Annotated in this window: 23 protein-coding genes and 3 pseudogenes; 14 read left to right on the top strand and 12 right to left on the bottom strand. The window is 40.4% G+C overall.

The genetic code is table 11. The annotated features are described in order from the left end of the window. Positions 1–17: 17 nt before the first annotated feature. The 6 genes from ACU6U9_RS18305 to ACU6U9_RS18280 form a co-directional block, all read right to left on the bottom strand. Positions 18–584 carry an orotate phosphoribosyltransferase gene (locus ACU6U9_RS18305; protein ID WP_446736431.1) on the bottom strand — a complete coding sequence of 189 codons (567 nt, stop codon included), beginning with the start codon at positions 582–584 and terminating at the stop codon, positions 18–20. After that, the gene (locus tag ACU6U9_RS18300) at positions 581–1,261 is read right to left on the bottom strand and encodes an HAD family hydrolase (RefSeq protein WP_446736430.1); all 681 of its coding nucleotides are present in this window, start codon (positions 1,259–1,261) and stop codon (positions 581–583) included. The genes ACU6U9_RS18305 and ACU6U9_RS18300 overlap by 4 nt, the downstream gene beginning before the upstream one ends. Beyond that, positions 1,255–2,604: an adenylosuccinate lyase gene (gene purB / locus ACU6U9_RS18295; RefSeq protein ID WP_446736429.1), complete on the bottom strand. Its 1,350-nt coding sequence runs from the start codon at positions 2,602–2,604 to the stop codon at positions 1,255–1,257. Before purB ends, ACU6U9_RS18300 begins: the two co-directional genes overlap by 7 nt. Next, positions 2,601–3,689: a pyridoxal phosphate-dependent aminotransferase gene (locus tag ACU6U9_RS18290; RefSeq protein WP_446736428.1), complete on the bottom strand. Its 1,089-nt coding sequence runs from the start codon at positions 3,687–3,689 to the stop codon at positions 2,601–2,603. The genes purB and ACU6U9_RS18290 overlap by 4 nt, the downstream gene beginning before the upstream one ends. 29 nt (positions 3,690–3,718) lie before the next feature. Beyond that, positions 3,719–4,405, bottom strand: a complete 687-nt coding sequence (locus tag ACU6U9_RS18285) for a class II aldolase/adducin family protein (protein ID WP_446736427.1) — start codon at positions 4,403–4,405, stop codon at positions 3,719–3,721. Positions 4,406–4,512: 107 nt separating this feature from the next. Continuing rightward, positions 4,513–5,760 carry a multidrug effflux MFS transporter gene (locus tag ACU6U9_RS18280; RefSeq protein ID WP_446736426.1) on the bottom strand — a complete coding sequence of 416 codons (1,248 nt, stop codon included), beginning with the start codon at positions 5,758–5,760 and terminating at the stop codon, positions 4,513–4,515. Positions 5,761–6,334: 574 nt separating this feature from the next. Between ACU6U9_RS18280 and ACU6U9_RS18275 the strand changes: the two are divergent. Further along, positions 6,335–6,794: pseudogene (locus tag ACU6U9_RS18275) on the top strand (transposase); the annotation flags it as partial. Between the two features lie 178 nt (positions 6,795–6,972). Here ACU6U9_RS18275 and ACU6U9_RS18270 read toward each other — a convergent pair. Further along, on the bottom strand, positions 6,973–8,022 hold the full coding sequence (locus ACU6U9_RS18270; protein WP_446736425.1) for a CNNM domain-containing protein: 1,050 nt from the start codon (positions 8,020–8,022) through the stop codon (positions 6,973–6,975). Between the two features lie 412 nt (positions 8,023–8,434). On the opposite strand from ACU6U9_RS18270, the gene ACU6U9_RS18265 reads away from it, so the two are divergent. The 7 genes and pseudogenes from ACU6U9_RS18265 to ACU6U9_RS18235 form a co-directional block, all read left to right on the top strand. Next, a complete protein-coding gene (locus ACU6U9_RS18265) occupies positions 8,435–9,082 on the top strand; it encodes a glutathione S-transferase family protein (RefSeq protein ID WP_446736424.1) in 648 nt (215 codons plus the stop codon). 345 nt (positions 9,083–9,427) lie between these two features. Beyond that, positions 9,428–10,584 (top strand): IS3 family transposase gene (locus tag ACU6U9_RS18260; RefSeq protein ID WP_446736237.1). Its coding sequence is split into 2 segments (ribosomal slippage): positions 9,428–9,686 and positions 9,686–10,584, totalling 1,158 coding nucleotides; the frame shifts between segments, so codons are not numbered across the junction. A gap of 173 nt (positions 10,585–10,757) precedes the next feature. Further along, on the top strand, positions 10,758–11,237 hold the full coding sequence (locus tag ACU6U9_RS18255; RefSeq protein WP_446736423.1) for a GNAT family N-acetyltransferase: 480 nt from the start codon (positions 10,758–10,760) through the stop codon (positions 11,235–11,237). A 619-nt stretch (positions 11,238–11,856) separates the two neighbouring features. Next, complete coding sequence (locus ACU6U9_RS18250; RefSeq protein ID WP_446736422.1) at positions 11,857–12,618, top strand: hypothetical protein; 762 nt, start codon at positions 11,857–11,859, stop codon at positions 12,616–12,618. A 295-nt stretch (positions 12,619–12,913) separates the two neighbouring features. Beyond that, on the top strand, positions 12,914–13,504 hold the full coding sequence (locus tag ACU6U9_RS18245; protein WP_446736421.1) for a hypothetical protein: 591 nt from the start codon (positions 12,914–12,916) through the stop codon (positions 13,502–13,504). Positions 13,505–13,592: 88 nt separating this feature from the next. Next, positions 13,593–13,862: a hypothetical protein gene (locus tag ACU6U9_RS18240; RefSeq protein ID WP_446736420.1), complete on the top strand. Its 270-nt coding sequence runs from the start codon at positions 13,593–13,595 to the stop codon at positions 13,860–13,862. Between the two features lie 160 nt (positions 13,863–14,022). Then, positions 14,023–14,169, top strand: a pseudogene (locus ACU6U9_RS18235) (antibiotic biosynthesis monooxygenase family protein); the annotation flags it as partial. 28 nt (positions 14,170–14,197) lie between these two features. Here the strand turns inward: ACU6U9_RS18235 and ACU6U9_RS18230 are convergent. After that, a protein-coding gene (locus tag ACU6U9_RS18230) for an IS3 family transposase (RefSeq protein WP_446736419.1) occupies positions 14,198–15,354 on the bottom strand; the annotation gives its coding sequence in 2 pieces (ribosomal slippage) (positions 14,198–15,096 and positions 15,096–15,354; 1,158 coding nt in all). Between the two features lie 728 nt (positions 15,355–16,082). Between ACU6U9_RS18230 and ACU6U9_RS18225 the strand changes: the two genes are divergently transcribed. The 3 genes from ACU6U9_RS18225 (at position 16,083) to ACU6U9_RS18215 (ending at position 17,997) form a co-directional block, all read left to right on the top strand. Continuing rightward, positions 16,083–16,688, top strand: a complete 606-nt coding sequence (locus ACU6U9_RS18225; RefSeq protein WP_446736418.1) for a hypothetical protein — start codon at positions 16,083–16,085, stop codon at positions 16,686–16,688. A gap of 100 nt (positions 16,689–16,788) precedes the next feature. Continuing rightward, on the top strand, positions 16,789–17,484 hold the full coding sequence (locus ACU6U9_RS18220) for a hypothetical protein (RefSeq protein ID WP_446736417.1): 696 nt from the start codon (positions 16,789–16,791) through the stop codon (positions 17,482–17,484). A 111-nt stretch (positions 17,485–17,595) separates the two neighbouring features. Next, positions 17,596–17,997 (top strand): hypothetical protein, encoded by a 402-nt coding sequence (locus ACU6U9_RS18215; protein ID WP_446736416.1) that lies wholly within the window; start codon positions 17,596–17,598, stop codon positions 17,995–17,997. Positions 17,998–18,040: 43 nt separating this feature from the next. On the opposite strand, the gene ACU6U9_RS18210 is transcribed toward ACU6U9_RS18215, so the two are convergent. Then, positions 18,041–19,249, bottom strand: coding sequence for an IS256 family transposase (locus tag ACU6U9_RS18210; RefSeq protein ID WP_446733082.1), 1,209 nt, complete (start codon positions 19,247–19,249; stop codon positions 18,041–18,043). 211 nt (positions 19,250–19,460) lie between these two features. Between ACU6U9_RS18210 and ACU6U9_RS18205 the strand changes: the two genes are divergently transcribed. After that, complete coding sequence (locus ACU6U9_RS18205) at positions 19,461–19,793, top strand: zinc ribbon domain-containing protein YjdM (RefSeq protein ID WP_446736415.1); 333 nt, start codon at positions 19,461–19,463, stop codon at positions 19,791–19,793. A gap of 32 nt (positions 19,794–19,825) precedes the next feature. Then, positions 19,826–20,371 (top strand): hypothetical protein, encoded by a 546-nt coding sequence (locus ACU6U9_RS18200; protein ID WP_446736414.1) that lies wholly within the window; start codon positions 19,826–19,828, stop codon positions 20,369–20,371. A 119-nt stretch (positions 20,372–20,490) separates the two neighbouring features. On the opposite strand, the gene ACU6U9_RS18195 is transcribed toward ACU6U9_RS18200, so the two are convergent. From ACU6U9_RS18195 to ACU6U9_RS18185, 3 genes and pseudogenes are all read right to left on the bottom strand, one after another. Further along, positions 20,491–21,009, bottom strand: a complete 519-nt coding sequence (locus ACU6U9_RS18195) for a CAP domain-containing protein (RefSeq protein ID WP_446736413.1) — start codon at positions 21,007–21,009, stop codon at positions 20,491–20,493. Positions 21,010–21,364: 355 nt separating this feature from the next. Beyond that, complete coding sequence (gene choX / locus ACU6U9_RS18190; RefSeq protein ID WP_446736412.1) at positions 21,365–22,303, bottom strand: choline ABC transporter substrate-binding protein; 939 nt, start codon at positions 22,301–22,303, stop codon at positions 21,365–21,367. Positions 22,304–22,465: 162 nt separating this feature from the next. Then, a pseudogene (locus ACU6U9_RS18185) lies at positions 22,466–23,352 on the bottom strand (LysR family transcriptional regulator). 178 nt (positions 23,353–23,530) lie between these two features. Here ACU6U9_RS18185 and metE point away from each other — a divergent pair. Further along, on the top strand, positions 23,531–25,846 hold the full coding sequence (gene metE / locus ACU6U9_RS18180) for a 5-methyltetrahydropteroyltriglutamate--homocysteine S-methyltransferase (RefSeq protein ID WP_446736411.1): 2,316 nt from the start codon (positions 23,531–23,533) through the stop codon (positions 25,844–25,846). Positions 25,847–26,002: the final 156 nt, after the last annotated feature.

The following is a 26,002-nucleotide window of genomic DNA, read 5'->3' as shown; positions in this document are numbered from 1 at the left end:
TTTCTGGGGGCAAGAACTTAACCCATAATCAGCTTCTGAGATACACCCGAATGAATCTCCTCCATTGAGAGTAATGTAATGGGTGAGATTCCATGCGCCAATAATTGATTAATTCCGCTTTCACCCCGATGAACCACTGCACCAAACCCAACGGGTACCAAACCATGAAGTGTTAACGCTTCAATTGCCTTTATAGCCGATGCACCCGTACTCAATATATCATCCACCAAAAAAACCTTGGCGCCTTTTGGTATTTCATAAGTTAGCGTGCCTGAGAACCCGTATCGTTTTGAATCTCGACGAATATAAAAATAAGGCAATGGCGATTTTCTATCGACACTTAATGTGCTGATACTCGCCACAAGACCACATGCCCCCAAAGCCAGGCCTGCAATATACGTCGCAGGAGTTCTTTCAATATGACTCAGTAATTGTTGACTCGCTATATTAAGAATTCTAGGCGATGACAAAAACTGATGCCCGTTTAAATAGTTTGAACGAGTGACGCCATTTGAGTCCACTGCTGGTGTAGAGCAGGTACTGATCAAAGCCGCTTCAATCAATTCTGACTTAATACTTTTCATATATTCATGACTTTATGGTGATTTAAAACGATATCAGTCATTGCCATTAAACTAGTAACTACGTTAGCGCCTGCCGCCCTCATTTTTGAAGTTTCAGCATGATTACGATCCAATCCAATAAAGTGAAACCCCACTTCATCAGCTGCTTGCATATCTTTTTGGCTGTCGCCAACATACATAATATTAGAAGGAGAGATATCGGGATACTGAGCTCTTAATTCGTTAAATACCTTACCAGAGGGTTTATGAAACTGGGTTTCATCTGCACCAAAAATTGCATCAAATTGAACGTCCGCTAACGTGCCTTGAGAAAGTTGACTTTGAATTAAACTCTTCGTACAAGAAGATACAATAACCAGAGAAAAATCAGAGGCTAATTCCGTTAATGCTTCCGCCGCATCAGCATAGGGTGATATTGGAAACTCAACATCCAGCTTCTCATACAATGTTAATGCATTGGTTAATTCATCCCCATGCACGCCTAATAAATTTTCAAACAGAGCATGATGAGCAATTCCCCAATGTTTTTCAATATCCTCAACGCTCAGAGTTAAGTCGTAGTGTCGCTCAGCTAAGGCTTTGACTGCTGCGACTTTACACTCTCGTGTTCTCATTAAGGTATCATCATAATCAAATACACACAGTTGAATAGTATTATCGTTAGTCATATTTACCATGTTGAACTTCCTGCATACTGTTCTGGAGTTAAGTTTCTCATTTCAGTTTTTATAGCTTCTGGCACATCAATTGTTTTCAGCCAATCATCTAGATCTTTTGCCGAGATGCCCGTACCCCTGACTATTTCCTTAACCCTATCATAGGCTCTATCAACGCCTTCTCGCCTTAATAGGGTTTGAATTCCTTCAGCTACGACCACATGGTTAGCCCTTAAATCCTTTTGTATATTGTCATAATGAGGCTTGATCTTACCTAATCCTGTGTTTAACTTTTTCAAGGACAGTAATAGGTGTCCCATCGGAACGCCAATATTTCGTTTTAAGGTATAATCCGTTAAATCTCTTTGTAACCGTGAAACTAATAGTTTTCGACTTAAAAAAGTGAAGATTGAACTCGCGTATTGTAAATTGCCCTCGGCATTTTCAAAATCGATTGGATTTACTTTGTGAGGCATGGCAGACGAACCGACCTCAGAAGATTTAGTCTCCAGGGTTAAAAATCCCATCATCAGGTAAAGCCACATATCTTGAGATAGATCCTGCAATATTCCGCATATTCGAGATAATGAATCAAATACTCGCGATTTACTTTCGAAGTTATTGATTTGGGTTGTGTGTTCACTACGCTTTAATGAAAACGCTTCAGATAATAATGTTTTTGAGAACTGAACCCAATCGGTATCAGGGTAAGCCAATATATGTGCGTTAAGATTGCCTGTAGCCCCTCCGAACTTTCCTGTTAGTTCATACTGCTTTAGCTGTTCTAATTCTGTGGTTAACCGTGATAGGAATACTCTAAACTCTTTTCCCAGTCCCGTGGGTGATGCCGGTTGCCCGTGGGTGCGGGCAATCATGACTACTGATCTGAACTTTTCAGACATTTCAGTTAGAGTCTCTGCAACGGATGTAATCTCGGGGATAATCACTTGCTCAAGGGCCGTTTTTAATAAATAAGGGATCGCCACATCATTCACATCTTGGGAGGTCATACCGAAATGCACCAACTCGGATGCCTTTGGGTTAAAGCGAGCTTCTACCCGTTGCCTTAAAAATACTTCAACGGATTTCACATCATGATTCAGGGTTTTCTCTGTGTTTTGAATCTCCATAAAATCGTCAGTAGAAAATTGGTCGACGAGTTCTTTAAAATAATGAATATCTTCATTCTGTAACTCAGGTGTAAACTGAATCTCTTTCCAAAACCGGATAAGGTATTCGACCTCTACTTTAAGCCGTGCTTTTACCAATGCAAATTCCGAGAAATAATCACTTAATACTTCGACCTTGGAATAATAGCGACTATCAATAGGGCTGAGCATTAAGGACTGGTGTATTGTTTTCAAATGGATAATCCCTTTAGCGTATCGAGAATATAATCAAGTTGTGTTTTATTAGGCACAGCCATACGTAACGCATTATGCAAAAGGCCTCCAGAATCGGGGTAATCTTTTAAGGAGGCTAACACTATATTTTTTTGTCTTAATTGCGTACGAATGCTGAGAGCTTGCGGATGAAAAAATAGAATGAAACTGACATTTGATGGGGCTACTGTCGCACCAATAGATTCTAAGCCATCGATCAACACCTGCCTATTAGCGACTAGGGATGGAAGGTAATCTAACCAGCTCGTGCTAAACACCGCTGCAGACACTAACTGAGCTGAAAGTTCAGACACATCCCATGGTCCTCTTACTTTGGACATCTGACTGATGACCTCAGGATCAGCAACGATATAACCCATACGCAACGAGGCCAAACCGTGAAATTTAGAAAAGCTCCTAATTAATACCAAATTTTTGAATCGTGAGACTAGGTGCCCAAAATCAGTTTGAGTAAATCGAGCATACACCTCATCTATCACCACAAGCACATCATGTGCTTCAGCCATTTGAAGAATATAGACCACCTCATTTTCCGTTAACGATGTGGTTAAGGGGTTAGACGGAGACGTTAATAAAATGCTCCCCGTATTCTCTGTAATTGAATCAATAATTTTTTCTACATCTAAACTTAAATCTGCTGAATAAAAGACCTTGTCGACTTGTAAGCCTTCTAATGACAATACATGCTGGTAATAAGAGAATGTAGGTACAGCCAATACCACCTTAAGTGCCGGATTTAAGGAGCGAATGATAATTTCAATGGCTTGATCAGCACCATTGGTAGAGAGTAGATACTTGGAATCTAAACCAGAGTCAGCTGCTAGGGATTCGTAAAGTGTATTATACGTGGGATATTGATGCAGGTTAGACCAATTAATTCCCTTAATCAGTTCAGAGATTGAGTCGTCTTGAATAAACTGATTTTCATTTAAGTCTAATCGTATCGCCTCTTTAGACTCATTGGGGGGTGCCCACTTCGCTATTTGTTTAACGTTTATCTTTAGCCAAGACGGTTTTTGACTTCGGGTAGCCAGGTAGGGTGTCATATCACAAGGACGTATCTCCGATAAATCCATTATAAAATCGTCCGTTCTAGTTGATAGAGATACTGCTCTTCACTGTCATTGATATACCTTATCTCGCGTTGAGTACTCGATGAGAGTTTATGGGCAAACAGCAGTCTTCGAATTTCAGCCACCATAGTATTAAGACGGTGATAAGCTTGAGATAGGGTTTTACCGAAAGTAGTAATGCCATGATTCGCCAACACCAGTACATTGGTGTCGGTTATATATTGACTGGCCATTCCTGCATCCGCTTCCACATTTAATTCTGGCGGAAGAACCACGATGGGAGCCGCTAAAATGATCGCAGCATCTGCAGAAATAAACTTAAATGGCTGATCATAAAAAAAAGAAAAATAGGCAATCAACTCATCCACATGCACATGAATAACTGCATTAACGTCTTCTCTGTGTAAAAATATTTCTCGGTTTAATGCATGTCCAATACTGGGAGGTATATCACCATCATGTAATAAATTGCTATTTAGACCAATACCAACGATATTCTCCATGCCCATTTCTTCAATAGAGATGCCGCGATGTTTCGTAAAAATAAGGGATTCACCTTGGGCTTTATTTATTGAACGCAATGCGATATTGCCCAATTGATTACTAATGTAGCCTCGCCTTGAAATCATCTGGGCATATTTCAATAAGTGTTCTTTCTCTATCCTAGATTTTTCGTCATCTATATCCATAATGCCATCCATATAACGCTTACTCATTTTATGTTGGTAAGATGCACCCTCAAAAAGAGGTTGCTAAAGAAACACTGTTTGTAATCACCCGCTAGGAGGTCGCAAGGCTAACGATTACCCTTCATCAACACTTCATTGCTCTCGTTAACTTGGTTTATATCGCCAGAGTCAGTCACTGCATTTAATAGTAAAAATAATATGAGCATGGTCGAACTCATTAACACGGCGGTGTAACCGATAGGCAAGCTAGACGTCACGCCTAGACTAACGACAATAGCGCCTACACTTGCGGCTGTTAAAGACTGAATAAGCCCGAACATAGCGGTGGCAGATGCGGCAGATTTTGGAAACGGCTCTAGGGCGCCACTTGTGCTAGCCCCAAGACAGAGTGTTCCGCCAATGCCTATGGGCAACATGGGTATCACAAAACCCAGCGCACTTAGGCCGTAGTAGTGATGCCAGATTAGGGAAAATACGCCTCCTAATACGGCAATACTATGACCAAGAATCAGCATGGATCGAACACTCAGCGACTGACTTAACTTACCACCGATAAAACTACCAATCATGTAAGACACACCCATAAAGGAAAAATATAAACCAAAGGTTTCTTTGGGGAGGTGTAATATCTCAAGCAGTACTATTGGTGAAATGGATGCAAAGACAAAAAGGTACGATATTCCTGAGCCACTACTTAACGCATAAAGAATAAACGATGGTTTTTTTAAAAAGGAAATATAGCGTTTAAATACCTTGATGTTAACCGGTAGTCGATCGCTTTTGTTAAGCGTTTCTTTGTAGTAGTACTTAACGGATATGATAGATAAGACGCCAAGTGCAGTTAGAAATAAAAATCCTGAGTGCCAGCCAAAATGTATATCTAATGCAGTGCCCAATGCAGGTGCTAAAATCGGCGAAAAGGCAATTATGCCATTAATATAGCTGTACATTGGCGCGCTACTGTCACCTGGGTAGCAGTCTCGAATAATAGCAAACGTCACCACGTACCCTGCACAAGCTCCAGCCGCCTGGATAATACGACCCAGAAAAAACATCTCAAATGATGTGCTGAACATGGCTAGGACAGAGCCAAATATAAATAATCCACCGCCCACAAATGCTATTTTCACGCGACCATAGGCATCTGATATAGGCCCGAAAAAAAGCTGAGAAAATGCAAAACAGGCTAAAAAACCGCTCAATGTCATTTGCATTTCTTGCGTGCTAGCCCCTAAATCATTACCTATTAAGGGTATAGAAGGTACATATAAATCCAAGCCAAATGGCATTAACAGGACCAAAGGTGTTAACACTAATATAAACTTTGTCATACTGCCGTGTGTAAGACCGATCATTACGTTCTCATTGTTTATACTGCGGATTATTAATTCGTAATTCGTTCAGCAGTATGCGGTATCAAATTGGAGAAATAAATCACCTAATAGTACGACATTATGAGTTATTTTAGGGGTCAACTTTTCAGTAACATTTATGACTTATAAAGAGATTAAACTTAAACGTAGTGATTGATTATTATGCTAGTAATGATCGTAGACATATAACACCGCGCTAGGATGTTAACTGGAATATCTAGAAAATTATCAAACATACCCAGCGGCTAATATGCAAGCGCATAAAAATAACCGCTTCCCTGAGTCTGCGACTAAATTTAAACTTTGTAATTAAGAAAATAACCAATTATGCATATTTAAAAACGAATCTTTTTGCTATTGAATGAATACAATAATTAGACGATTTACTTACCATGCTTTTAGTCTAAGCGCCTACGTTTTTGAAATTCTAAGCCAGTAATGTATCTACAGCTCCCAAAGACTCTGCATCTAATTAACAACGCCCAAAGTAGAATTTTCTCGTACACTAAATGCAGCAAATCTACATGAAACATCACGTTATTCTGATAGCCAAATTATGGCTGTTCTTAAGCAAGCTGAGGCAGGCGTTCCCGTCCCAGAGCTTTGCCGCGAGCACGGCATAAGTTCAGCCAACGTCTATTAATGACACGCTAAGCATGGCGCCATGGATACATCTATGGTGGCTCGACTCAAAGAGCTTGAAGATGAAAATAGCTGCTTAAAAAATGTACGCGGAGGAACGTTTTAAGTCTGAGATCATTCAAGAGCCATGTCAAAAACACCCAAAGAGCGGTGCACGCTGAGTGGTAAAGCTGTTGCAGCGTAAATAATTAGCACAACCAGCTGTTTCTAATCACGCTGTCAGTATTCGGCTGGCATGCCAAGCATTTTCTATCAGCGAAATCGGTTATCGGCATCAGTCTCTTTTGAGTTCATAGAATGAACAAATAGCGAAATGGCTTATTAACTTAAGAATCAAGCCCAGAAGGCGATTAAAGCGCAATAAGCCTGAACCATTTAAGATGTTATTGACAGAAACCCACAGGCGAAAAAGCTTTATGAGTCAAAAGGCTTTGTTGCACTAGAAGACTGAGAGGTTCTCGTATTTAAAAGGGTTGCTGGGGTTTTCTGGTGCGACAGTCATGACATTAGACGTAAAGAAGCGTGCCATATAAGGCATTCAAACGCGATTCTCTATTCGTTAATTTTAATGCCTTTTTCTTTCATTCGTTTATTCCACAGTTTTCGCGCTTCTTTTTGCATGTCGACAGCTTGATCTTTTTCATCAACAATTTCTAAGCCTAGTGCTGTCTCAATGACATCTTCTAGGGTAATAATACCTTGGACACTGCCGTACTCATCTACGGCCAACATGATGTGTGTGCGTTCTTCAATAAGGCAATTAAAAACATCTTTAAGGGGCATAGTGACGGCAATGGCAGGAATAGGTCGAATATAATTGCTTAGTTTTTGTTGGCAGTTACCTCGAGCTTTCGCTAACAGTAGGTCACTTCTGAAAACATAGCCGATAATATTGTCATCAGTCTTATTGTAAATTGGCACTCGAGAGAAAAAGACTTGATCATATTTATGGAAGTACTCATCAACTAACAAGGTGTCTTGTAAGCGGAAAATCACCGTCCTCGGTGTCATGGCATCTTTAACTTTCATGGTACGCAACAAAAGTAAGCTTTTAATAAAGTGAGATTCTTGTACTTCTAACAAGCCATCTTCTGAGCTTAAATCAGCCATTGCTAAAAACTCTTCACGACTAAACCCGTTTAATGTTGGTTCGCCATGTAATCTTTTAGTGAGTGCCTCAGACAGTTTTACAAAAGGGTAAAGTAACCAGATCATGTATTTTAGTGTATGGGCAGAAACCGGTGCTAATTCTCGCCAATATCGAGCGCCTATCGTTTTAGGAATGATTTCAGAAAAGATTAAAATTAACAGCGTCAATACGCCTGAAAACACACCTAAGTAGGCATTACCAAATACAACTGCGGCTTGCGCGCCAGCGACAGCGGCGCCGATAGTATGCGAGATAGTATTTAACGTTAAAATCGCGGCCAGAGGCTGACCTATGTCACGCTTAAAAGCTTTTAATATCTTGCCTGATTTGCTGCCTTCGCGTTCCATCATTTCAATATGTGCGGAGTTAACGCTTAGCAATACGGCCTCAAGAATCGAACAGATAAATGAAACACCAATAGCGATAGAAACGAATATTAAAAGTATCGTCATATATTATCTGATATCACCTAGGTTCAATTTAGACCAATATTACATCAATTAGTCTATCTCACAATTTTGAAAGATACGATTAAGAATAAATCAAAAAATTGCATATAACCAATTTGCAATATTCAACCTATAGCGCGACAAAATTGCTCTAAATGCTCATTAGAGGTTATTTGTTAAGATCAAAACCATTTGAACGACCAATAAAGCCTTAAAGAGGTGCTCAAAATTGTAAAAAGTCGATGATATAGCGGCTAGTGGCGCTCAATAACGGCTTTAAGTGACACGCTATGAATGTATTTTGAGTAATCGCAAAACCATATGGCAGTGATTTGCCATAATGGCATAAGCAGTTACCCAATGATAAAGTCAGAGCTTGATGTTATACCGCCTAAAGCAAGACAAGGAGTTAAGATTGTTTAAACTTTACTACTACCCAAATAATGCGAGTTTAGCGCCACATTTCATATTGCATCATGTCAATGCAGACTATGAGTTGCTGTTGGTCGACACAAAGTCGAACTCACACAAATCAGCGGATTATCTTAAATTAAACCCAGCAGGGCGTATTCCAACATTAGTGATTGATGAGCAACCCATATTTGAAAGCGCCGCTATATGCATGCATATTTGTGAGTTATACCCTGAATCAGGCTTAATGCCAGCTATCGGTGACCCAAAGCGGCCGATGTTTTATCAATGGTTAACGTTTTTGAATAACACCCTTCAAGCCGAATTGATGGTTCGTTATTATCCGTATCGTCACACAAATGATGAAACAACTATACCGAATGTAATTGCAGCACAAGATGACAGAATTGCGGATGCGCTGTCTATTATTAATGATCAGCTTGAAAATAATGAATATTTGCTTGGTGACGAGCTAACAGCGTGTGATTATTTTCTATTTATGCTGGCGGAATGGTCGTTGCCAATACAAAAATCGCCGCTGACGTTTAATAATTTAGCTTTATACTTAAAGCGCCTGTGTGAAAACCCAACCATAAAAGCGGTTTGTGATATTGAAGATATTGATCTTAAGCCTTTTCAATTATATTCATAAAAAGGCATTAAAGGTTTTTGTATTAAAACAAAGACGTTAGATGTTTAAAAAAGTCATTGATGATGAAATATGCCTTACGCGTGTTTGTAAGTGTCTAATAGATTATGCATCCACAGACTTAAAGTTAGAGAAAATCCAAATATCGGTGGCAGAGTGTAATACATCAAGTAGGGCAGTATGTGAGCGGCTGGGATTAAAGCTTGAAGGCGTAATTACCAACAAAGAAATAATCGCAGGTAACATATTAAATCATGCCGTTTATGGTATACACAGTGTAGTGGTACAGTGATTTTGGCCACCTAAATAGAGGTGATATCATCACCTCATAAGTATCTTAGGTGACATATGAGTAAGCAAGGTAGAAAGCATTTTACACCCGAATTTCGTTTAGAAGTTGCACAACTAATCGTTGATAAAAATTATTCTGTACGCGAAGCTGCTGAGTTAATGAATGTCGGTAAATCCACCGTCGATAAGTGGGCAAGACAGCTCAAACTTGAACGTGATGGTGGCATACCAGCAGCATCCCCAATGACCCCTGATCAAATCAAAATTCGTGAGCTGGAAAAGAGAATTAAAGACATTGAAGAAGAGAAAGAAATCCTAAAAAAGGCTACCGCTCTCTTGATGTCGGACTCGATGAGAGGTTCTCGTTAGTCCAGAAGCTGAAAGAGAGCTACGCCGTTACGAAGCTATGCAATGTATTTGAAGTGTATCGCAGTAGTTTTAAATATTGGTTAAGTCACCCAGAAAAACTTACCTCTAAAACGATTGAGTTGCATAGTAGAATTCGGGAAATGTTCAGGCTAAGTAACGGCTCTGCGGGCGCTAGAACAATCAGTACGATGGTGACTCAATCAGGTATTAAATTAAGCCGCTACAGGGCAAGAAAAGCCATGCAGTACTTGGATTTAATTAGCAAACAACCTTTTGCGCCGAAGTACAAGAAAGCAAATAACGAGCACCTTGCAGTGCCCAATTTACTTAATCGCCAGTTTAATGTGGCCGCACCTAATCAAGTTTGGTGTGGTGATGTCACTTATGTTTGGATCGGGAAAAGATGGGCTTATTTAGCTGTGGTAATGGATTTATACGCCCGCAAGCTAATTGGCTGGGCGCTCTCATTATCGCCAGATAGTCAGTTAACCAGTAAAGCTTTACAACATGCCTATGAAAGCCGAGGGCAACCTAAAGGAGTGATGTTCCATTCCGATCAAGGTATGCATTACACCAGTAGAAAGTTTAGGCAAACACTATGGCGCTGCCAGATAAAACAAAGCATGAGTCGTCGAGGTAATTGCTGGGATAATGCACCAATGGAGCGATTTTTTAGAAGCTTAAAAACAGAATGGATGCCGAAATATGGGTATAGCAATTTTGCTGAGGCTGAATATTCGATAACAAATTATATCGCAGGTTATTATTCTCAGTTGAGACCACACCAGCATAATAATGGGAAGACTCCAAATGAGGCAGAAGGATTATTCTTTCAAGCCTCTTAAACTGTGGCCAGATTTACTTGACCACTACACAGCCAACCATAAGACTAGCGTCATAATGACGCTGATATTTTTATTTGTCGATTTATTACCATACACTCAAGGCTTAAAAAAGTTAAACCTATGTAATTATCGTTGGATATAAATATAAATGAATACCTTTACTCTAGAATAATATGAAAATAATTCCATATGAAACATCTCATTTCGACACTTTAGTCCAATTATTGGCGATTTTACAAGACTACGAAAAGACACTCAGTGATGACCGAGCTTGTGGTGTTGACGTGGCAATAAACTATGTTAATTATATCTTGAAAGAATGCAAAGAAAATGACGGTGAAATATATGTTGCAGTTGATGGCCTGACTGTTTTTGGTTTTGTCTGTGTTTATATTGAAAAAGAAGATGACGGTGACAGCCATTTACTTGAGCAATATAAAACCTATGGTGTTATTTCTGATTTAGCTGTGTTTGATGAATTTAGGAATCAAGGTGTTGCCGTCGCACTGCTTGAAAAAGCAGAGCAGCATTGTAAATTACGTAATCTTAATCGAATAAAAATTTCATTTCTTGCAGATAATCGTGCAGCTAAATCGTTATACCGTAAATTTGGATTCGAATCATATGAAGTGACATATGATAAACATATTTAAAAATGACTTGAATAATATTTCATCAGTATGGATGCCTTGTATATTTGCATTTTAATGTATATCACCCGTTGTATTTTAAGCTAGATATTCTTGCCACAAGCATAAGTAGTATGACTATTAATGCTATTCCTAAAAATTTATGGGTTGTTTGATAAATATTCAAACTAAGCATATTTACCTATCTTTAAGTGCCTGTCATTTCTCTGCTGGTTTAAAAATATTTAGAATCGCACTAGTGACCACCCCTTGCAGTAAATATGCTGTATTGATCAACAGCGTATTTTTGAATATATGAGTAATCAGCAGAGCGTGGCTCGAAAAGTCTGAGAAAAATGCTCACTTTTACCTAGTTAACATCAGTAAAATAGATTAAATTCAAATACTTACGAAAACCAATGCCGAAATAACGAGACCCCGTTATTTCGATGAAAAGCGGCATGCTCGTTTTTACAGGTTAGATATAAACTTGAAAGGTCATAACTTCTTATTTTAAAAGGGTTTATTTCCGTTTTAAGAGGTTTATGTGAAATGCAAAAACGAGCGTGCGCATGATTAAATTGTTAAGTAATCTAATATTTTCTATAGCACGTATTAATTCAATAAACCGAGGATTTTTAAAATGAAATTTAAACTAATAACCATATTCCTTTTAACACTTCTTCTTACAGGTTGCCCCCTAGAAGGTGATAATGGATCGACAGGACCGCAAGGGGCGGCTGGAGTTGCAGGCATTAATTGCTGGGATCTAAATGGTAATGGAACTAATGATAGAGATGAAGACACCAATCATGATGGATTATGGGATGCATATGATTGTGGTTTCAATTCTGATCTGTCACAAAACCAGACAGTAGAACTGAATCATCAGCATATGTGCGAGGCCTTAGCGGCAAACGCTATATATCCAGTAGGCTGCCCATCCAATACTCATACAGTCCCCACCGGCACATTGACAAGAATGATATCTACAAGCTTTTTTGATGATGGTACAGGCAATAGACTTCTAAGCTGTGGCGATAGCCCAAGCAATGGATTACTCAGCATAAGCCTACGAGACTACGTAAACTCAGATGGCGTTACCGTTAAGGAAGGGTGGTTTGAGCTAGAGGGAGGATATATCGCTAAATCAGGAACTATGTCTATATTTGAATCAGTTAATGGCGGGTGCCAGGACCTCTGTGCAGCTGATGCAGATTGCATCGCTTCGGTCGCTGTTAGACAATCGTCTGAATCTTCATCTTGCCGTTTATATTACCATTCAGATACTGCCATAAAATATGAGCGATTTTGTGGTAGGGAAATCCCTGGTGTCTTTAAAGCAGAAGATCAATGCAAACTAACTCTAGCCGCCAATGCTATTTGGTCGTCTAAGTGTCCATAACTTTGAATACTTAACAAGTCAAAGCAAGCGTACTTGGTAAAGCTGTTAGCTTTTTTGCATAGGCAAAAAAGGCCGCCAACTTTACCAAGCCGTTGTTTGAGGCGTTGAGGCTGTAGAAAAACCTCAATGTGAAAAAATAAACTAAATCTACGTTAAATTTAAAGAATATTTCGTGGTAAAACCTATTCAGAATTGAAACTGAGGCACATTTTTACAGTGATTTTTACCTTATTTTTATTCGTAAATTTAAGCTGTGGGTTTTCCTACAGTCTCGTTATAGGCCATTGAGGTTGAAATGACTGGTACATATGATTGGAACCCGATGCCGCACAAGGTAGATATTAGATGCCCATCTTGTGCTGAATATGCAGTTTTTGAATTTGCAGAGATTGTCAAAATTTCACTTAAGACAGATGTGCCTTTCTTCGAGAAAAGTGTTCTTTTTGAATATAAAATGTTTAAAGATTCATGCGGGCATAAATGGCATGGAGCGATATACTATGCAAATCTTCATGGTGGTTCTACTGACGCTATTCAAAATCTGCCTGAAGGCTATAAACCTGAGAACTGGAGCCATTCAAAGTACCTATATAGAAGTCATGGTACCGACTTAGGCGCTGTTTCATGTATCAAATGCCATTTGAGAAAGCCTTATAACTTACAATGGCCTAGTGATGCTTACTTTTCACTTCCTATTAAAGGTGAGGTTTTGTGGGCCTTTAATCGTGAGTCTGCTGCTGATTTAAGAGATTATATTGCTTCTAACGAGAGGAAAACAACGGATCATAAGTGGTCTAGTTTTCTTTTGCATATCCCCACTACATTTAAGAAACAAAATGTGCGTGGCAGTGTCGTGAAACAAATAGACCGGTTACTAGCACGCTGAAAGCTACAATAATCATCTGCATCGGACAAATTTCCGGCGTCATCTTTTGTAAAAATAGACGTATTTTCAAAACCTTTAGGCACTTGGTATGTTTGAAAAAATTAAAAGAATAATTGAAATGGTTAAGAATCCCCCTGATAAAAATTGGCATATTGAAAAGCAGGGGAAGCCAAGTAAGACACATCCACTTGGTGGATTTTGGAAAAGAGATCTAAAAAATGATCACGGCCTTGCTATTGGAAAAGCTCCAAGAGGGTTATATTTTATATCCTTTTGCGGGCCAAGTGGGTGCTTCGAAAAAAAGGAACTTATCGTCCTAATAGCGCAATTGTTGGGGACTCTGATTATCGGATTCTAGATAAGAACACTATAGAGGTTAAAGGTAGAAATGGCTTTAATACATATACAAGAGTAAATGCGCGAAAAAACGTCTAACAAAAAGTTGGAGTACGCACCCGTGGTACTTGAATGTTTACACTTCGCTCAACAATAAAGCGTTAGGTTTCTGGAGAGAATAAATGAGTCGAATTGCTAAAACGCCGAAACCACCATATTACGCAGTTATCTTTACATCTTTACTTTCAGAGGATATTGATGGTTATGGGGAAACTGCAGATAAAATGGTAAAGCTTGCTGCTACACAACCGGGATTTTTAGGTGTAGATGTAGTGGTCAAGTAAATCTGGCCACAGTTTAAGAGGCTTGAAAGAATAATCCTTCTGCCTCATTTGGAGTCTTCCCATTATTATGCTGGTGTGGTCTCAACTGAGAATAATAACCTGCGATATAATTTGTTATCGAATATTCAGCCTCAGCAAAATTGCTATACCCATATTTCGGCATCCATTCTGTTTTTAAGCTTCTAAAAAATCGCTCCATTGGTGCATTATCCCAGCAATTACCTCGACGACTCATGCTTTGTTTTATCTGGCAGCGCCATAGTGTTTGCCTAAACTTTCTACTGGTGTAATGCATACCTTGATCGGAATGGAACATCACTCCTTTAGGTTGCCCTCGGCTTTCATAGGCATGTTGTAAAGCTTTACTGGTTAACTGACTATCTGGCGATAATGAGAGCGCCCAGCCAATTAGCTTGCGGGCGTATAAATCCATTACCACAGCTAAATAAGCCCATCTTTTCCCGATCCAAACATAAGTGACATCACCACACCAAACTTGATTAGGTGCGGCCACATTAAACTGGCGATTAAGTAAATTGGGCACTGCAAGGTGCTCGTTATTTGCTTTCTTGTACTTCGGCGCAAAAGGTTGTTTGCTAATTAAATCCAAGTACTGCATGGCTTTTCTTGCCCTGTAGCGGCTTAATTTAATACCTGATTGAGTCACCATCGTACTGATTGTTCTAGCGCCCGCAGAGCCGTTACTTAGCCTGAACATTTCCCGAATTCTACTATGCAACTCAATCGTTTTAGAGGTAAGTTTTTCTGGGTGACTTAACCAATATTTAAAACTACTGCGATACACTTCAAATACATTGCATAGCTTCGTAACGGCGTAGCTCTCTTTCAGCTTCTGGACTAACGAGAACCTCTCATCGAGTCCGACATCAAGAGAGCGGTAGCCTTTTTTAGGATTTCTTTCTCTTCTTCAATGTCTTTAATTCTCTTTTCCAGCTCACGAATTTTGATTTGATCAGGGGTCATTGGGGATGCTGCTGGTATGCCACCATCACGTTCAAGTTTGAGCTGTCTTGCCCACTTATCGACGGTGGATTTACCGACATTCATTAACTCAGCAGCTTCGCGTACAGAATAATTTTTATCAACGATTAGTTGTGCAACTCCTAAACGAAATTCGGGTGTAAAATGCTTTCTACCTTGCTTACTCATATGTCACCTAAGATACTTATGAGGTGATGATATCACCTCTATTTAGGTGGCCAAAATCACTGTACCACTACAAGAGTCAGCTAGAGAGGATTTGGGCATTACAGTATCCTATTGGTCAGATATTGAGTCTATAAAAAATTGGAAGTTACATGCAGAGCATCAAGAAGCTCGGCGTTTGGGCCGCGAAAAATGGTATGTTAGCTTTAAACTTAGGGTTTCAAAAGTTGAGCGTGATTATGGGATTTAACAAAAGAAGGTAATCGTATTTGTTAGCGCTCGGCTCTTGTGAGGGTGTTATGTGATGGATTCCATCAACGCATATTTTATACGTTTTTTGAAAATCCATAGCTTCTTATTTGAAATAATTATTTTGTATTTTTAATGGTTTCGTGGGGGTGAAAATGAGTTTTCACTTGGCTTTGGTCGTGTTGCTGATAATATCATGATGCATGGTTTTTCTTCTTCTGATGTGCTGGGAGAGTGGTGTGCTTAAAGCATAGATAAGCTCGAAAAGTGCTTATTCACCTAGTTAACATCAATAAAATAGATTAAATTTATATGCTTACGAAAACCAATGCCGAAATAACGAGACCCCGTTATTTGGATGAAAAGCGGCATGCTCGTTTTTTACAGGCTAGATAGATACCTGAAAGCTCATAGCTTCTTATTTTAAAAGGGTTTATTTTCGTTTTAAGAGGCTTATGTGAAATGCAAAAACGAGTGTGCGCATGATTAAAATGTTACGTTGCAATAATATGAAGATGTGTGATCTGCAAATAAAAATTAAGAAAGAGATAGGGGCGCTTCTTTGTTCTACTTCGAACTTAGACGTAGTTATATATGAGTTGGGAGTAATTTACTCTCAAGTTAATTCTTTATTTTCTTTAGCTAAATCTGTAGAAATTGAAACAATTAATTCGAATAAATTAATTAGTTTAGGCTTTTACCAACTTGACCCGAATATTTCAGATAAAGTCTTACATATAAAGCAAAATGGGTTTGGTGCTTATCTATGGTATGAAACGGGTGGCTGGTGCATAGATGATGAATCTAATGATATTGAATTTATTTCTGAGAAGTTGGTAAGCACACCTTTCTTAGAAAATGAGCCCAAATCAGTCAAAGAGTTATATGACCTAATAAAAGGTGAAATCTGGTCCTTTAATAAGGGCTTGCTCCCAAATTTTGGTGGTAACAGACCAAAAGATCATGATGAGGTTTTATCGTGGGATTTAAAGTATCTACTAGTCGGAACACATAGTGATAATATTGCTGTCGTTAGTAGAAATGAATGGGATAGACTTTGTGAAAGAGAAAAGGGATGGCTGGAATAGCTTTGGCTTCACAACGTAACAAGAATATTAAATTCGCGCCCTGCGGCCACCCGACGCTTCGCGCGGTTTATATAGGGCGTTATACGAATAGGTGTTCCAAATGGATTTAGTCGCAATAATTAGCACTTCAGCTCTTGTTACTGCTGTAATCAATGTTATTGGCGTTTTTTGGATCAAAGAACGATTGAAGCAATCAATCAAGCATGAATACGATCAAGATTTAGCAAAGCTAAAAAGTGAACTTGAATTCGATTTAGATAAACAAAAGAAGCTATACGAAGGTAAATTATCTATTTATAAGAAATATTATACTTTGATGGATTCTTATACTGCTAATTCACGTAAAGCACTCTTTGATGGCTTTCAAACGGGAATCATTGATGTTCTAAATGATCCATCGGATGGTAATACCGCCGATTACATTCGGAATATGCTTGCACTTCAAGGTGATGTATCAGAGATATTTCTCACTTTTAAAAATGAAATTAATGGGTTAAGACTTGAGGCTGGAGAAAAGCTCCTAAAGCTCCTAAAGCTCCTAAAGCTCCTAAAGCTCCTAAAGCTCCTAAAGCTACTAAATGAATATGTTGTTTCTTTAGAGATAACCCAAGAAAAAACGGTTGAATTCCTGCAATGGATGAACGCCAATGCAACAAAGTTCATTACCGACCCTGAAGAGACTAATAGAATTTCCCAAGAGTATATGGCCACAGAGTTAAATGGGGAAGGAAAGAAACTTATTGATTTACAAAATAAAATATTCTTAGAAATGCGTAACGAATTAGGTATCGTATAACAAGTTGCTTAAGTTCGTTCGTAAACTCACTGGGACAATTAACAGTTGGCTTGGCGCTTCGCGCAAGTTTAGCCAATAGTCAATTGGCCCTTAGCAAAGCGTTATAAGTCAATGAGAATAGAAAATATGAAAGTTTTGCTAATATTTATTTTAATGCTATCTCTTCCTGTCTTTGCATCTAAGGAAGGAATTCTGCCTTTAACAAATTTTGTAGTTGAATCTAAGGGGTTAGATGGATCTGGTCCAATTGTTATCACAGGGAGAAGTGATGGAGATCATATATCGTTTTTGGAAGTTGAAGCATTTGGTAAAACATATACTGTTCCAGCTGGAATTATAGGTGATTTGGGTAATATCTATGTGAATGGTTTGTCAATTTCTTATGAGGCTGGTTACAAGGTAATAGGCGGTAGGTCTTTGTATATTACTTTTATAAGGTCATTTCTAAAAAAAGAAACAACAAGAATTTCTCTAGTCCTCAAAGAGAATGGCGATATTAGGATAAAAAAATAGCTAAATTTGAGAGGATGTAAGCCATTCTGTGTAACCGCCAGTTTTAAATGTAATCTTTCAAACGGTCTTCGAACATGATCATAAATCGGTTCAAGGCCGTTTTCCAGTTTCTTATCGGCATAGTCCACTTTTCCGAAGCTTGTCGTACCGCAAGGTAAACCACTTTTTTAGCCGACTCTTCTGTTGGAAATACTTTTCGTTTTTTCGTCGCTTTTCGAATAACGCTGTTCAGAGATTCAATGGCATTGGTTGTGTAAATGGCTTTTCTGATATCAGCAGGATAGTTAAAAAGCGTATTTAAATTCTCCCAGTGATTACGCCAAGATCGGCTGATTTGTGGATATTGACCATCCCACTTCTCACTAAAATCAGACAGTGATTGCAAGGCACTTTCCTCAGTCGCGGCCTGGTAAATTTTCTTTAAATCAGCGGTGACGGCTTTGTAATCTTTCCAAGGAACGTACTTCACTGAGTTACGCACCATGTGCACGATGCACAGCTGAATTTGCGTTTCTGGATAGACGGCATTGATAGCATCTGGAAAGCCCTTCAGGCCATCCACGCAAGCAATGAGAATGTCTTTCACACCACGATTCTGCAGCTCAGTCAGAACATTTAGCCAGAACTTAGCCCCTTCGTTTTCAGATAGCCACATGCCCAATAACTCCTTGTGGCCTTCCATGTTGACGCCTAAGGCAAGGTAAACTGATTTATTGATCACCTGTTTGTCCTGACGAATTTTAAGCACGATGCAATCAAGATAAACAATGGGATACACCGCATCTAATTCACGAGATTGCCATTCAATCACTTCTTCAATGACCGCATCAGTGACTTTTGAAATTAGGCTTGGAGAGGCATCTGCGTTATACAGTTCTTTAAACGTTTTAACGATTTCTCGTGTGGTCATGCCTTGGGCGTATAAAAATAAAATTTTATCGTCCATCGAGGTAAACCGAGTCTGATTTTTCTTTACTAATTTAGGATTAAAAGAGCCTTCGCGATCCCTAGGGGTATCTAGTTGAAACTGGCCATCTTCGGTGCGTAAAGTTTTACTGGTGGTGCCATTGCGGCTATTGGAGTTAGAGGATTCTTCATTCCGTTCATAACCAAGGTGCTCATCAAGCTCAGTATTTAAAGCCCGCTCAACTGTCACTTTAGTGAGCATCTGACGAAATTCATTAAGGTCTTGTTCTGTTTTAATACCCTTTGCCGCTTCGCGGGCAAAGGCTTCTAGTGCTTCTTTGTTCATTGCTGCCTATCCTTAGCCATTTCTGGCTTTGATGATAAGCAGTTACACAGATTTATCTACAGCCTCAAATTTGAGGCCTAGCGCTGAACTTCCCCCAATAATATTGTCACCTTAAAATAATAAAGGTGACAGGCTAACACCAAAATCAAACTCGCCAATCTCCCATCGATTCATTACCATGCACTTAATACTCATTTGAAACGTTAAACCTATGTCACTACCAGCTTGCCCTAAATGCCAATCGGAATTTGTCTATCAAGATCAAAACCATTTGATTTGCCCAGAATGTGCCCATGAATGGAATCCAGACGAGCCCGATGCGAATGTTATTGAAATGAAAGATGCCAACGGCACGTTGTTAAAAGAGGGTGATAAGGTTACGTTTATAAAAGACCTCAAAGTGAAAGGCAGTTCGCAAGTGCTTAAAATCGGCACCAAAGCGGTGATAAAGCGCACTGTAGAGGGCAAAGATCACCAACTTGATTGTAAAGTGGACGGTACGGGTGACATGATGGTCACCGCTAAGTTTGTGAAAAAAGCCTGAGTCATGTTGCTTATTATATAAACGGAGAGCCTTTGTCTATTTTTGAAATGGCATTAGTAGCCATCACCATTTTTGTATTGTTGTCGATTGTTTGGAGCACGCTGCGCTTGGGTATTTCCCCTATGCCCAGTTCGCGCAAGGCACGGCTCGTTATGATGCAATTGTGTGATGAAGCGGTTGATCAAGCGGGCGACGGCCCCATTGTTGAATTGGGCAGCGGTTGGGGCAATTTACTGATTGCCCTTGGTAAACAATACCCACAACGCAAAATCGTCGGCTATGAGTTATCGATTTTACCGTGGCTAGTGAGTTTTGTGCTCATTAAAGGGCTAGGGTTACGTAATGTGCAAGTACACCGAAAAAACTTTTTACATGCAGAGCTGAACAATGCTTCGGTGATGATGTGTTATTTGTTTCCTGCGGGAATGAATAGAGTCGAGGGTAAGTTAAGCGCGGAGTGCGGGGCGCTTGAGTACTTGATTAGTAATAATTTTGCATTGCCATCGCACAAACCCGTTAATACCATTTTATTAGATGACGTATATCAGTCGCCTGTCTATTTATATCAATTCAAATGAATTTTTAACGTTTGTGTGATGCTAAGTATCTCATAAAAGCCGTGATTAAATTGATTCATCACGGCTTATTTAGTTTAGCCATACTAAATAATTGTTTTTAAACACGTTGGCAAAAACCATTAACGGGGGCGGGCAAAAACCTGAGTCCAATAGCGGGTGTAATCAGATTGAGAGCTGCTGATTAAAGCCGAGCCAAATTCAGTTGAGCTTGCGGACATTATGTTTCGGCAATGCCCCGCACTGTTTAGCCAACCTGTCATAACTTGAGTAATGCTTGTTTGCCCTGCGGCAATGTTCTCACCGACGCTGCGCCACGTATAACCGCTAGCGGTTACACGATTGCCGACGCTTAAGCCGTCTGAGCCTGTGTGGTCGAAAAAATTATTATTGGCCATATCGGTAGAGTGATTTCTAGCGGCATTTCGTAACTGGCAGCTCCAGGTGAGTTGCGCAACTGCTGGCATGGCATCACTACCGCATGTGCGGCTGCTGGCTCGTGCTTGGTTTACTTGATTCAACATTTCTTGCTCATCTTGAGTGATGTCACAATCGGCGGTTGAATGGTCGGTGTTGTTATCTATTTCTGGGGTTGTATCTGTAGAGCTACTGCCACTGCCACAAGCACTAAGGAGTAACATAAAACTAAGGGCCGTAAGGCAGCAAAGATAATTGGACTGTTTCATATAAATGATTACACCGAATGAATTTGCGCCAGTTTAATAGCTCACTGAATAAATTGGTGTGATTTGGCCCACAGCTAAAAGGGCGCTATTAGGCAACATGTGAACTGTCGCTCAGGATTAATAATGATATTTAATAAAACGGTGCTGTTTGGGTTTTAAACGGAGCGTTTCGTAAGCATAAGGTGTGTGCAGGGGGTAATAATCAAACGTGAGACTGCTTACGAACTAAGCAACCTCGATTGAATGATAATAGCGTTGCTTGGTAACAAGAAGGGTATGCACAGATTGTTATGCATACCCATTAAGACGGTTACTTGCCGAAGGTGAGTTCGAGGTTGCTGATGATTTTTTCAACGTTTGCCGGTTTGCCTTCGCGAGTATTAACGCCATTGAGCCATTTTGTCACTTGCTTAGGATTTTTATGCATCCAGTAGCGAGCGGCACGGTCAGCGGGTGCAAATTCGTTGAGTACTTTGTCCATCATGGTGGCTTCCATCTCAACGTCAAAGACAAGATTTTTCAGCAGCTTGTTGATGTTAGGGCAGTCTTGTGTGAAGCCTGCGCGTACATTGGTGTGAACCGTTGAGCCACCATAGTTTGGGCCAAAGTATTTGTCGCCGCCGTCTAAATAGCGGATATCAAATTTGTTATTCATTGGGTGGGGTGTCCAGGCTAAAAACACAATCCATTGGTTTTCACGTACGCGTTTTTTTAGCTGGGCCAGCATGATGCGCTCAGAGGTAGCAAGCAGGTTGAATGCGCCTAGGCCTGATTCGTTTTTATCAATCATTTGTTGAATGATTAAGTTGCCATCATTGCCTTTTTCTAGGCCGTAAATTCTGTTGGCAAACTCTTTTTTGAATTTCACTAAGTCAGAAAATGATTTCACCCCAGCGTCATACACGTAGGCGGGCACCGCGAGGGTATATTTGGCATCGCTTAAATTCATACCAATTGTTTCGACTGTTTTGTTAGCAACAAAAGGTTCAATGATAGGCGCCATTGTGGGCATCCAGTTACCCAAAAAGGCATCGAGGTTGCCCTTAGATAATTTAGTGTAGATCTCATCTACTGAATGCGTGCTGATATCCACCTTGTAATCTAACTCTTTCAGCAGTACCTCTGCTACGGCTGTTGTAACGCGAACATCGCTCCAGTCGACAATGCCGAGTTTGACGTTGTTGCATTGCTCATTAGCGTGTGTCTGAAATGACAGTGCTATGGTTAAAAGAAATATTCTGGTCAACATATTAATCGTTAGCGCTCTTTTGTTAAATTCAGGCTGTTTATCGTATTGATGTAAAATCAGGCGCGATAGTACGCACTCTTAATATATAAGTTAAATAGAAATTGTAAGTTTTTGTAAGCCATGCACGTTTTAATTAAAGTAGGCGTTTTCTGTCTTATTTCACTACGCGTGTTTGATGCCTTCCAAGTGTTGATGGCACACACGTTGTGCGATGTTTTTAAAGTCTTGTATGAATGCATTCTCTGATTGCTCCGCACGTACTGCCGCATACAGTGTGCGCCACACGCCGTGACGCCCAAGTGGTTTGTCGACAACAAAACCTTGTTTCACGTAATCATGAATCGCCCAATTAGGCAGACAGCTAATCCCCCGACCGCTTGCCACGAGTTGCACCATCATCATGGTGAGCTCTACTTGGCGAACACTACCTGGCTCAATTCCCGCTGGTGTTAAGAAGCATTGAAAAATATCCAAGCTTGAGCAATCAACAGGGTAGGTAATGAGGTGTTTCTTTGCTTAGGTCATGCGGCTCAATTACGGGCTTTTGAGTTAAGGCATGATCCGGTGCTAATACAAGCATAGCTTGGTATTTAAACAAGGGTAGGTATTGTACGTTTTCATCGTTTTTAGGGTCGGATGTCACCACTAAGTCCAGCTCGCCATTTTTAAGCTTGGCGATGGAGTCAAAATGAAAACCACCAAGCATGTCTAACTCTACTTCTGGCCAATGGCCACGGAACTCATTCAATGTTGGCATCAACCAGTCATAACAGCTGTGGCATTCGATGGTGATATTTAGACGACCTTTGCGCCCTTGACGAATACGTGAAAGATCCCGTTCGCTGGCTTCAATTTGTGGCAACACAGACTGCGCTAATTCTAATAAACGTTGGCCAGCAGGGGTAAAGCGCACAGGCTTGGTTTTACGATAAAACAGCGGCTGATCCAAGCGCCCTTCAAGCTCTTTAAGCTGATGGGACAGGGCAGACTGGGTCAGGTGTATTTGGCGCAGCTGCCTCAACCAAACTGCCAGTTTGATCAAGTGCCATTAGGGTGCGTAAGTGTCGAAGCTCAATATTCACGTTAGACCTTCAGCTAATTATATGAGGTGCTAATTAAAGTATCATTATTAAAAATATTCAACATTTATTTGAAAATAATGAGTTTGATTCAATTTGAATTTGTGTGCATTGTGTATTAGTAGATTTCACCCAAAGGATAATTAACGTGAATTTAACTAATAAAGAGTCAGGACCTAATCTTACATCTCATGTGCTGGGTTATCCGCGCATGGGTGCTCAGCGCCAGCTAAAATGGGCGCTTGAGGATTATTGGAAAGGCCAGCTCACGCAAGAACAGCTTTTAAATGAAGCAGCTGATATTCGTCAATCCCATTGGCAAATTCAGCTGGATGCCGGCTTAGATTTCATCACAGCGGGGGATTTTGCCCTGTATGACCATGTGCTGAATCATTCATACTTGTTTGGTGTTGTGCCTGAGCGTTTTGCTGCGAACGAGTCCGGCTGGCAGTGGGATACTTACTTTCGTATGGCCCGTGGCCGCAGTACTCAAGGGGATGATTGCGCCGCGTGCGAAATGACCAAATGGTTTGATACCAATTATCACTATTTAGTCCCAGAGTTTACTGAACAACAAGCATTTAACTTAAACGCAGATGTTTGGTTAGACGAAATCAAACAAGCACAAGCGTTAAGCCCTAATGTGAAAGCTGTATTAATTGGCCCGCTCACGTACCTTTGGTTGGGTAAACCCCAGCAAGACTTTGATGCCATTGAACTGCTGCCGCAATTATTGAATGCATACGCTGAACTATTACATAAATTAAGCGAGCTGGGCATTGAGTGGTTGCAGTTAGATGAACCCATTTTAGGTTTAGATTTGCCACAAAACTGGAAGCAAGGGTTCGAGATTGCCTACAACCAATTAAAAAGCACATCACTTAAGTTGTTGGTTGCCACTTATTTTTCTGAATTAGATGATAACTTAACCTTGGCTTGCCAACTGCCTGTGGCGGGTTTGCATATTGATGGCATAAAGGGCAAGCAAGATTTGCCAAAGGTACTTGATCGTTTGCCACCGTATAAAGTTTTATCGTTAGGTTTAATTAATGGCCGCAATATATGGAAAGCCAATGTTGAATCGATTTTGCCGGTTATTAAAGATTTTTATTCGGTATTAGGTGATCGCTTGTGGCTTGCAAGCAGTTGCTCGTTATTACATGTGCCAGAAGACTTAGACCAAGAAACCAATTTAGTAGCCCCCATAAAAGCGCAGTTCGCGTTTGCTAAGCAAAAATGCAGTGAAGTTTCTCGGTTGACAGAGCAGTTAGCGGCACAACTGAGAAATAACAAACACCGTATTAATGAAACACAAACCGAGCGTGTTAATACAACACTAGACGTGATTGGCACGGAGTTAAAACAACACATTGCTGAATTAACGCCGCAGTCATTTAAGCGTCATAGCGAATTTCTTGCGCGTAAAGTGGAGCAGAAAAAACACTTTAACTTACCATTGTTTTCGACCACGACCATTGGGTCTTTCCCTCAAACCAAAGAGATTCGCCAAGCCCGTTTAGGCTTTAAGCAAGGCAGTCTCTCGCAGGCGAATTATGAGTCGGTCATGTCTGAAGAGATTCGGCGGGCGGTGACAGAGCAAGAGAGCATTGGTTTAGATGTATTGGTACACGGTGAAGCCGAGCGTAACGACATGGTGGAATACTTTGGTCAGCAACTTGAAGGCTATGTGTTTACCGATTTTGGCTGGGTGCAAAGTTATGGTTCGCGCTGTGTTAAGCCGCCGATTATCGCAGCAGATGTGTATCGCCCAGAGCCCATGACCGTGCGTTGGAGCCAGTACGCGCAGTCTCTGACAACCAAACCCATGAAAGGCATGCTCACAGGGCCCATCACCATGTTGTGTTGGTCGTTTACCCGTGAAGATATTTCACTTAAAGAGCAAGCATTTCAATTGGCATTGGCGTTATCTGAAGAGGTATTGGATTTAGAAAAAGCCGGCATTAATATGATTCAAGTGGATGAGCCAGCCCTGCGTGAAGGTTTACCGCTGCGTCAACGTGACTGGCAGGCGTATTTGCGCTGGGCAGTGGACGCATTCCGTTTGTCGGTAGCAAAGGTACAAGACAGTACTCAAATTCATACGCACATGTGTTATGCCGAATTTAACGACATCATTCAGGCCATTGCGGAACTCGATGCTGATGTGATTACCATTGAAACCAGCCGCTCTAACATGGAGTTGCTGCAAGCGTTTGAAGACTTCAATTACCCCAATGACATTGGCCCTGGTGTGTATGACATTCACAGCCCCATTGTGCCGACCCAGCAATGGATGGAGCAGCTTTTACAAAAAGCCGCGCAAGCGATTCCGGCTGAGCAGTTATGGGTGAACCCAGATTGCGGCTTAAAAACCCGTGCATGGCCAGAAACCCGCGAAGCGCTCACGCTTATGGTGAGCGCGGCTAAGCAATTACGTGAGCAGTATTCAGACATTAAAGCGTAACGTGCGTGTGTCTGTTTAGGTCTAAATTTAATCGCTCAAGCTCATACTTGGCTTGAGCGATTGGCCATATGTTGCAACAGACACTTGCATCAAACTCAGTTAACTAAACACGATTTTCCATGATAGTTAGCGTACAATACTGGCCTTTATACATTT

It is taken from the genome of Pseudomonas sp. HK3 (genome assembly GCF_052920985.1).
The sequence above is the reverse complement of the archived record's forward strand: the minus strand, read 5'-3'. Positions and strand labels throughout refer to the sequence as shown.

Excerpts from the sequence above, each read along its gene's own strand:
- ACU6U9_RS18305 (WP_446736431.1), bottom strand. The coding sequence starts at position 584 with ATGAAAAGTATTAAGTCAGAATTGATTGAAGCGGCTTTGATCAGTACC.
- ACU6U9_RS18300 (WP_446736430.1), bottom strand. The coding sequence starts at position 1,261 with ATGGTAAATATGACTAACGATAATACTATTCAACTGTGTGTATTTGAT.
- ACU6U9_RS18290 (WP_446736428.1), bottom strand. The coding sequence starts at position 3,689 with ATGACACCCTACCTGGCTACCCGAAGTCAAAAACCGTCTTGGCTAAAG.
- ACU6U9_RS18285 (WP_446736427.1), bottom strand. The coding sequence starts at position 4,405 with ATGGATATAGATGACGAAAAATCTAGGATAGAGAAAGAACACTTATTG.
- ACU6U9_RS18280 (WP_446736426.1), bottom strand. The coding sequence starts at position 5,760 with ATGATCGGTCTTACACACGGCAGTATGACAAAGTTTATATTAGTGTTA.
- ACU6U9_RS18270 (WP_446736425.1), bottom strand. The coding sequence starts at position 8,022 with ATGACGATACTTTTAATATTCGTTTCTATCGCTATTGGTGTTTCATTT.
- ACU6U9_RS18255 (WP_446736423.1), top strand. The coding sequence starts at position 10,758 with ATGAAAATAATTCCATATGAAACATCTCATTTCGACACTTTAGTCCAA.
- ACU6U9_RS18250 (WP_446736422.1), top strand. The coding sequence starts at position 11,857 with ATGAAATTTAAACTAATAACCATATTCCTTTTAACACTTCTTCTTACA.
- ACU6U9_RS18245 (WP_446736421.1), top strand. The coding sequence starts at position 12,914 with ATGACTGGTACATATGATTGGAACCCGATGCCGCACAAGGTAGATATT.
- ACU6U9_RS18240 (WP_446736420.1), top strand. The coding sequence starts at position 13,593 with ATGTTTGAAAAAATTAAAAGAATAATTGAAATGGTTAAGAATCCCCCT.
- ACU6U9_RS18225 (WP_446736418.1), top strand. The coding sequence starts at position 16,083 with ATGATTAAAATGTTACGTTGCAATAATATGAAGATGTGTGATCTGCAA.
- ACU6U9_RS18220 (WP_446736417.1), top strand. The coding sequence starts at position 16,789 with ATGGATTTAGTCGCAATAATTAGCACTTCAGCTCTTGTTACTGCTGTA.
- ACU6U9_RS18215 (WP_446736416.1), top strand. The coding sequence starts at position 17,596 with ATGAGAATAGAAAATATGAAAGTTTTGCTAATATTTATTTTAATGCTA.
- ACU6U9_RS18210 (WP_446733082.1), bottom strand. The coding sequence starts at position 19,249 with ATGAACAAAGAAGCACTAGAAGCCTTTGCCCGCGAAGCGGCAAAGGGT.
- ACU6U9_RS18205 (WP_446736415.1), top strand. The coding sequence starts at position 19,461 with ATGTCACTACCAGCTTGCCCTAAATGCCAATCGGAATTTGTCTATCAA.
- ACU6U9_RS18195 (WP_446736413.1), bottom strand. The coding sequence starts at position 21,009 with ATGTTACTCCTTAGTGCTTGTGGCAGTGGCAGTAGCTCTACAGATACA.
- choX (WP_446736412.1), bottom strand. The coding sequence starts at position 22,303 with ATGTTGACCAGAATATTTCTTTTAACCATAGCACTGTCATTTCAGACA.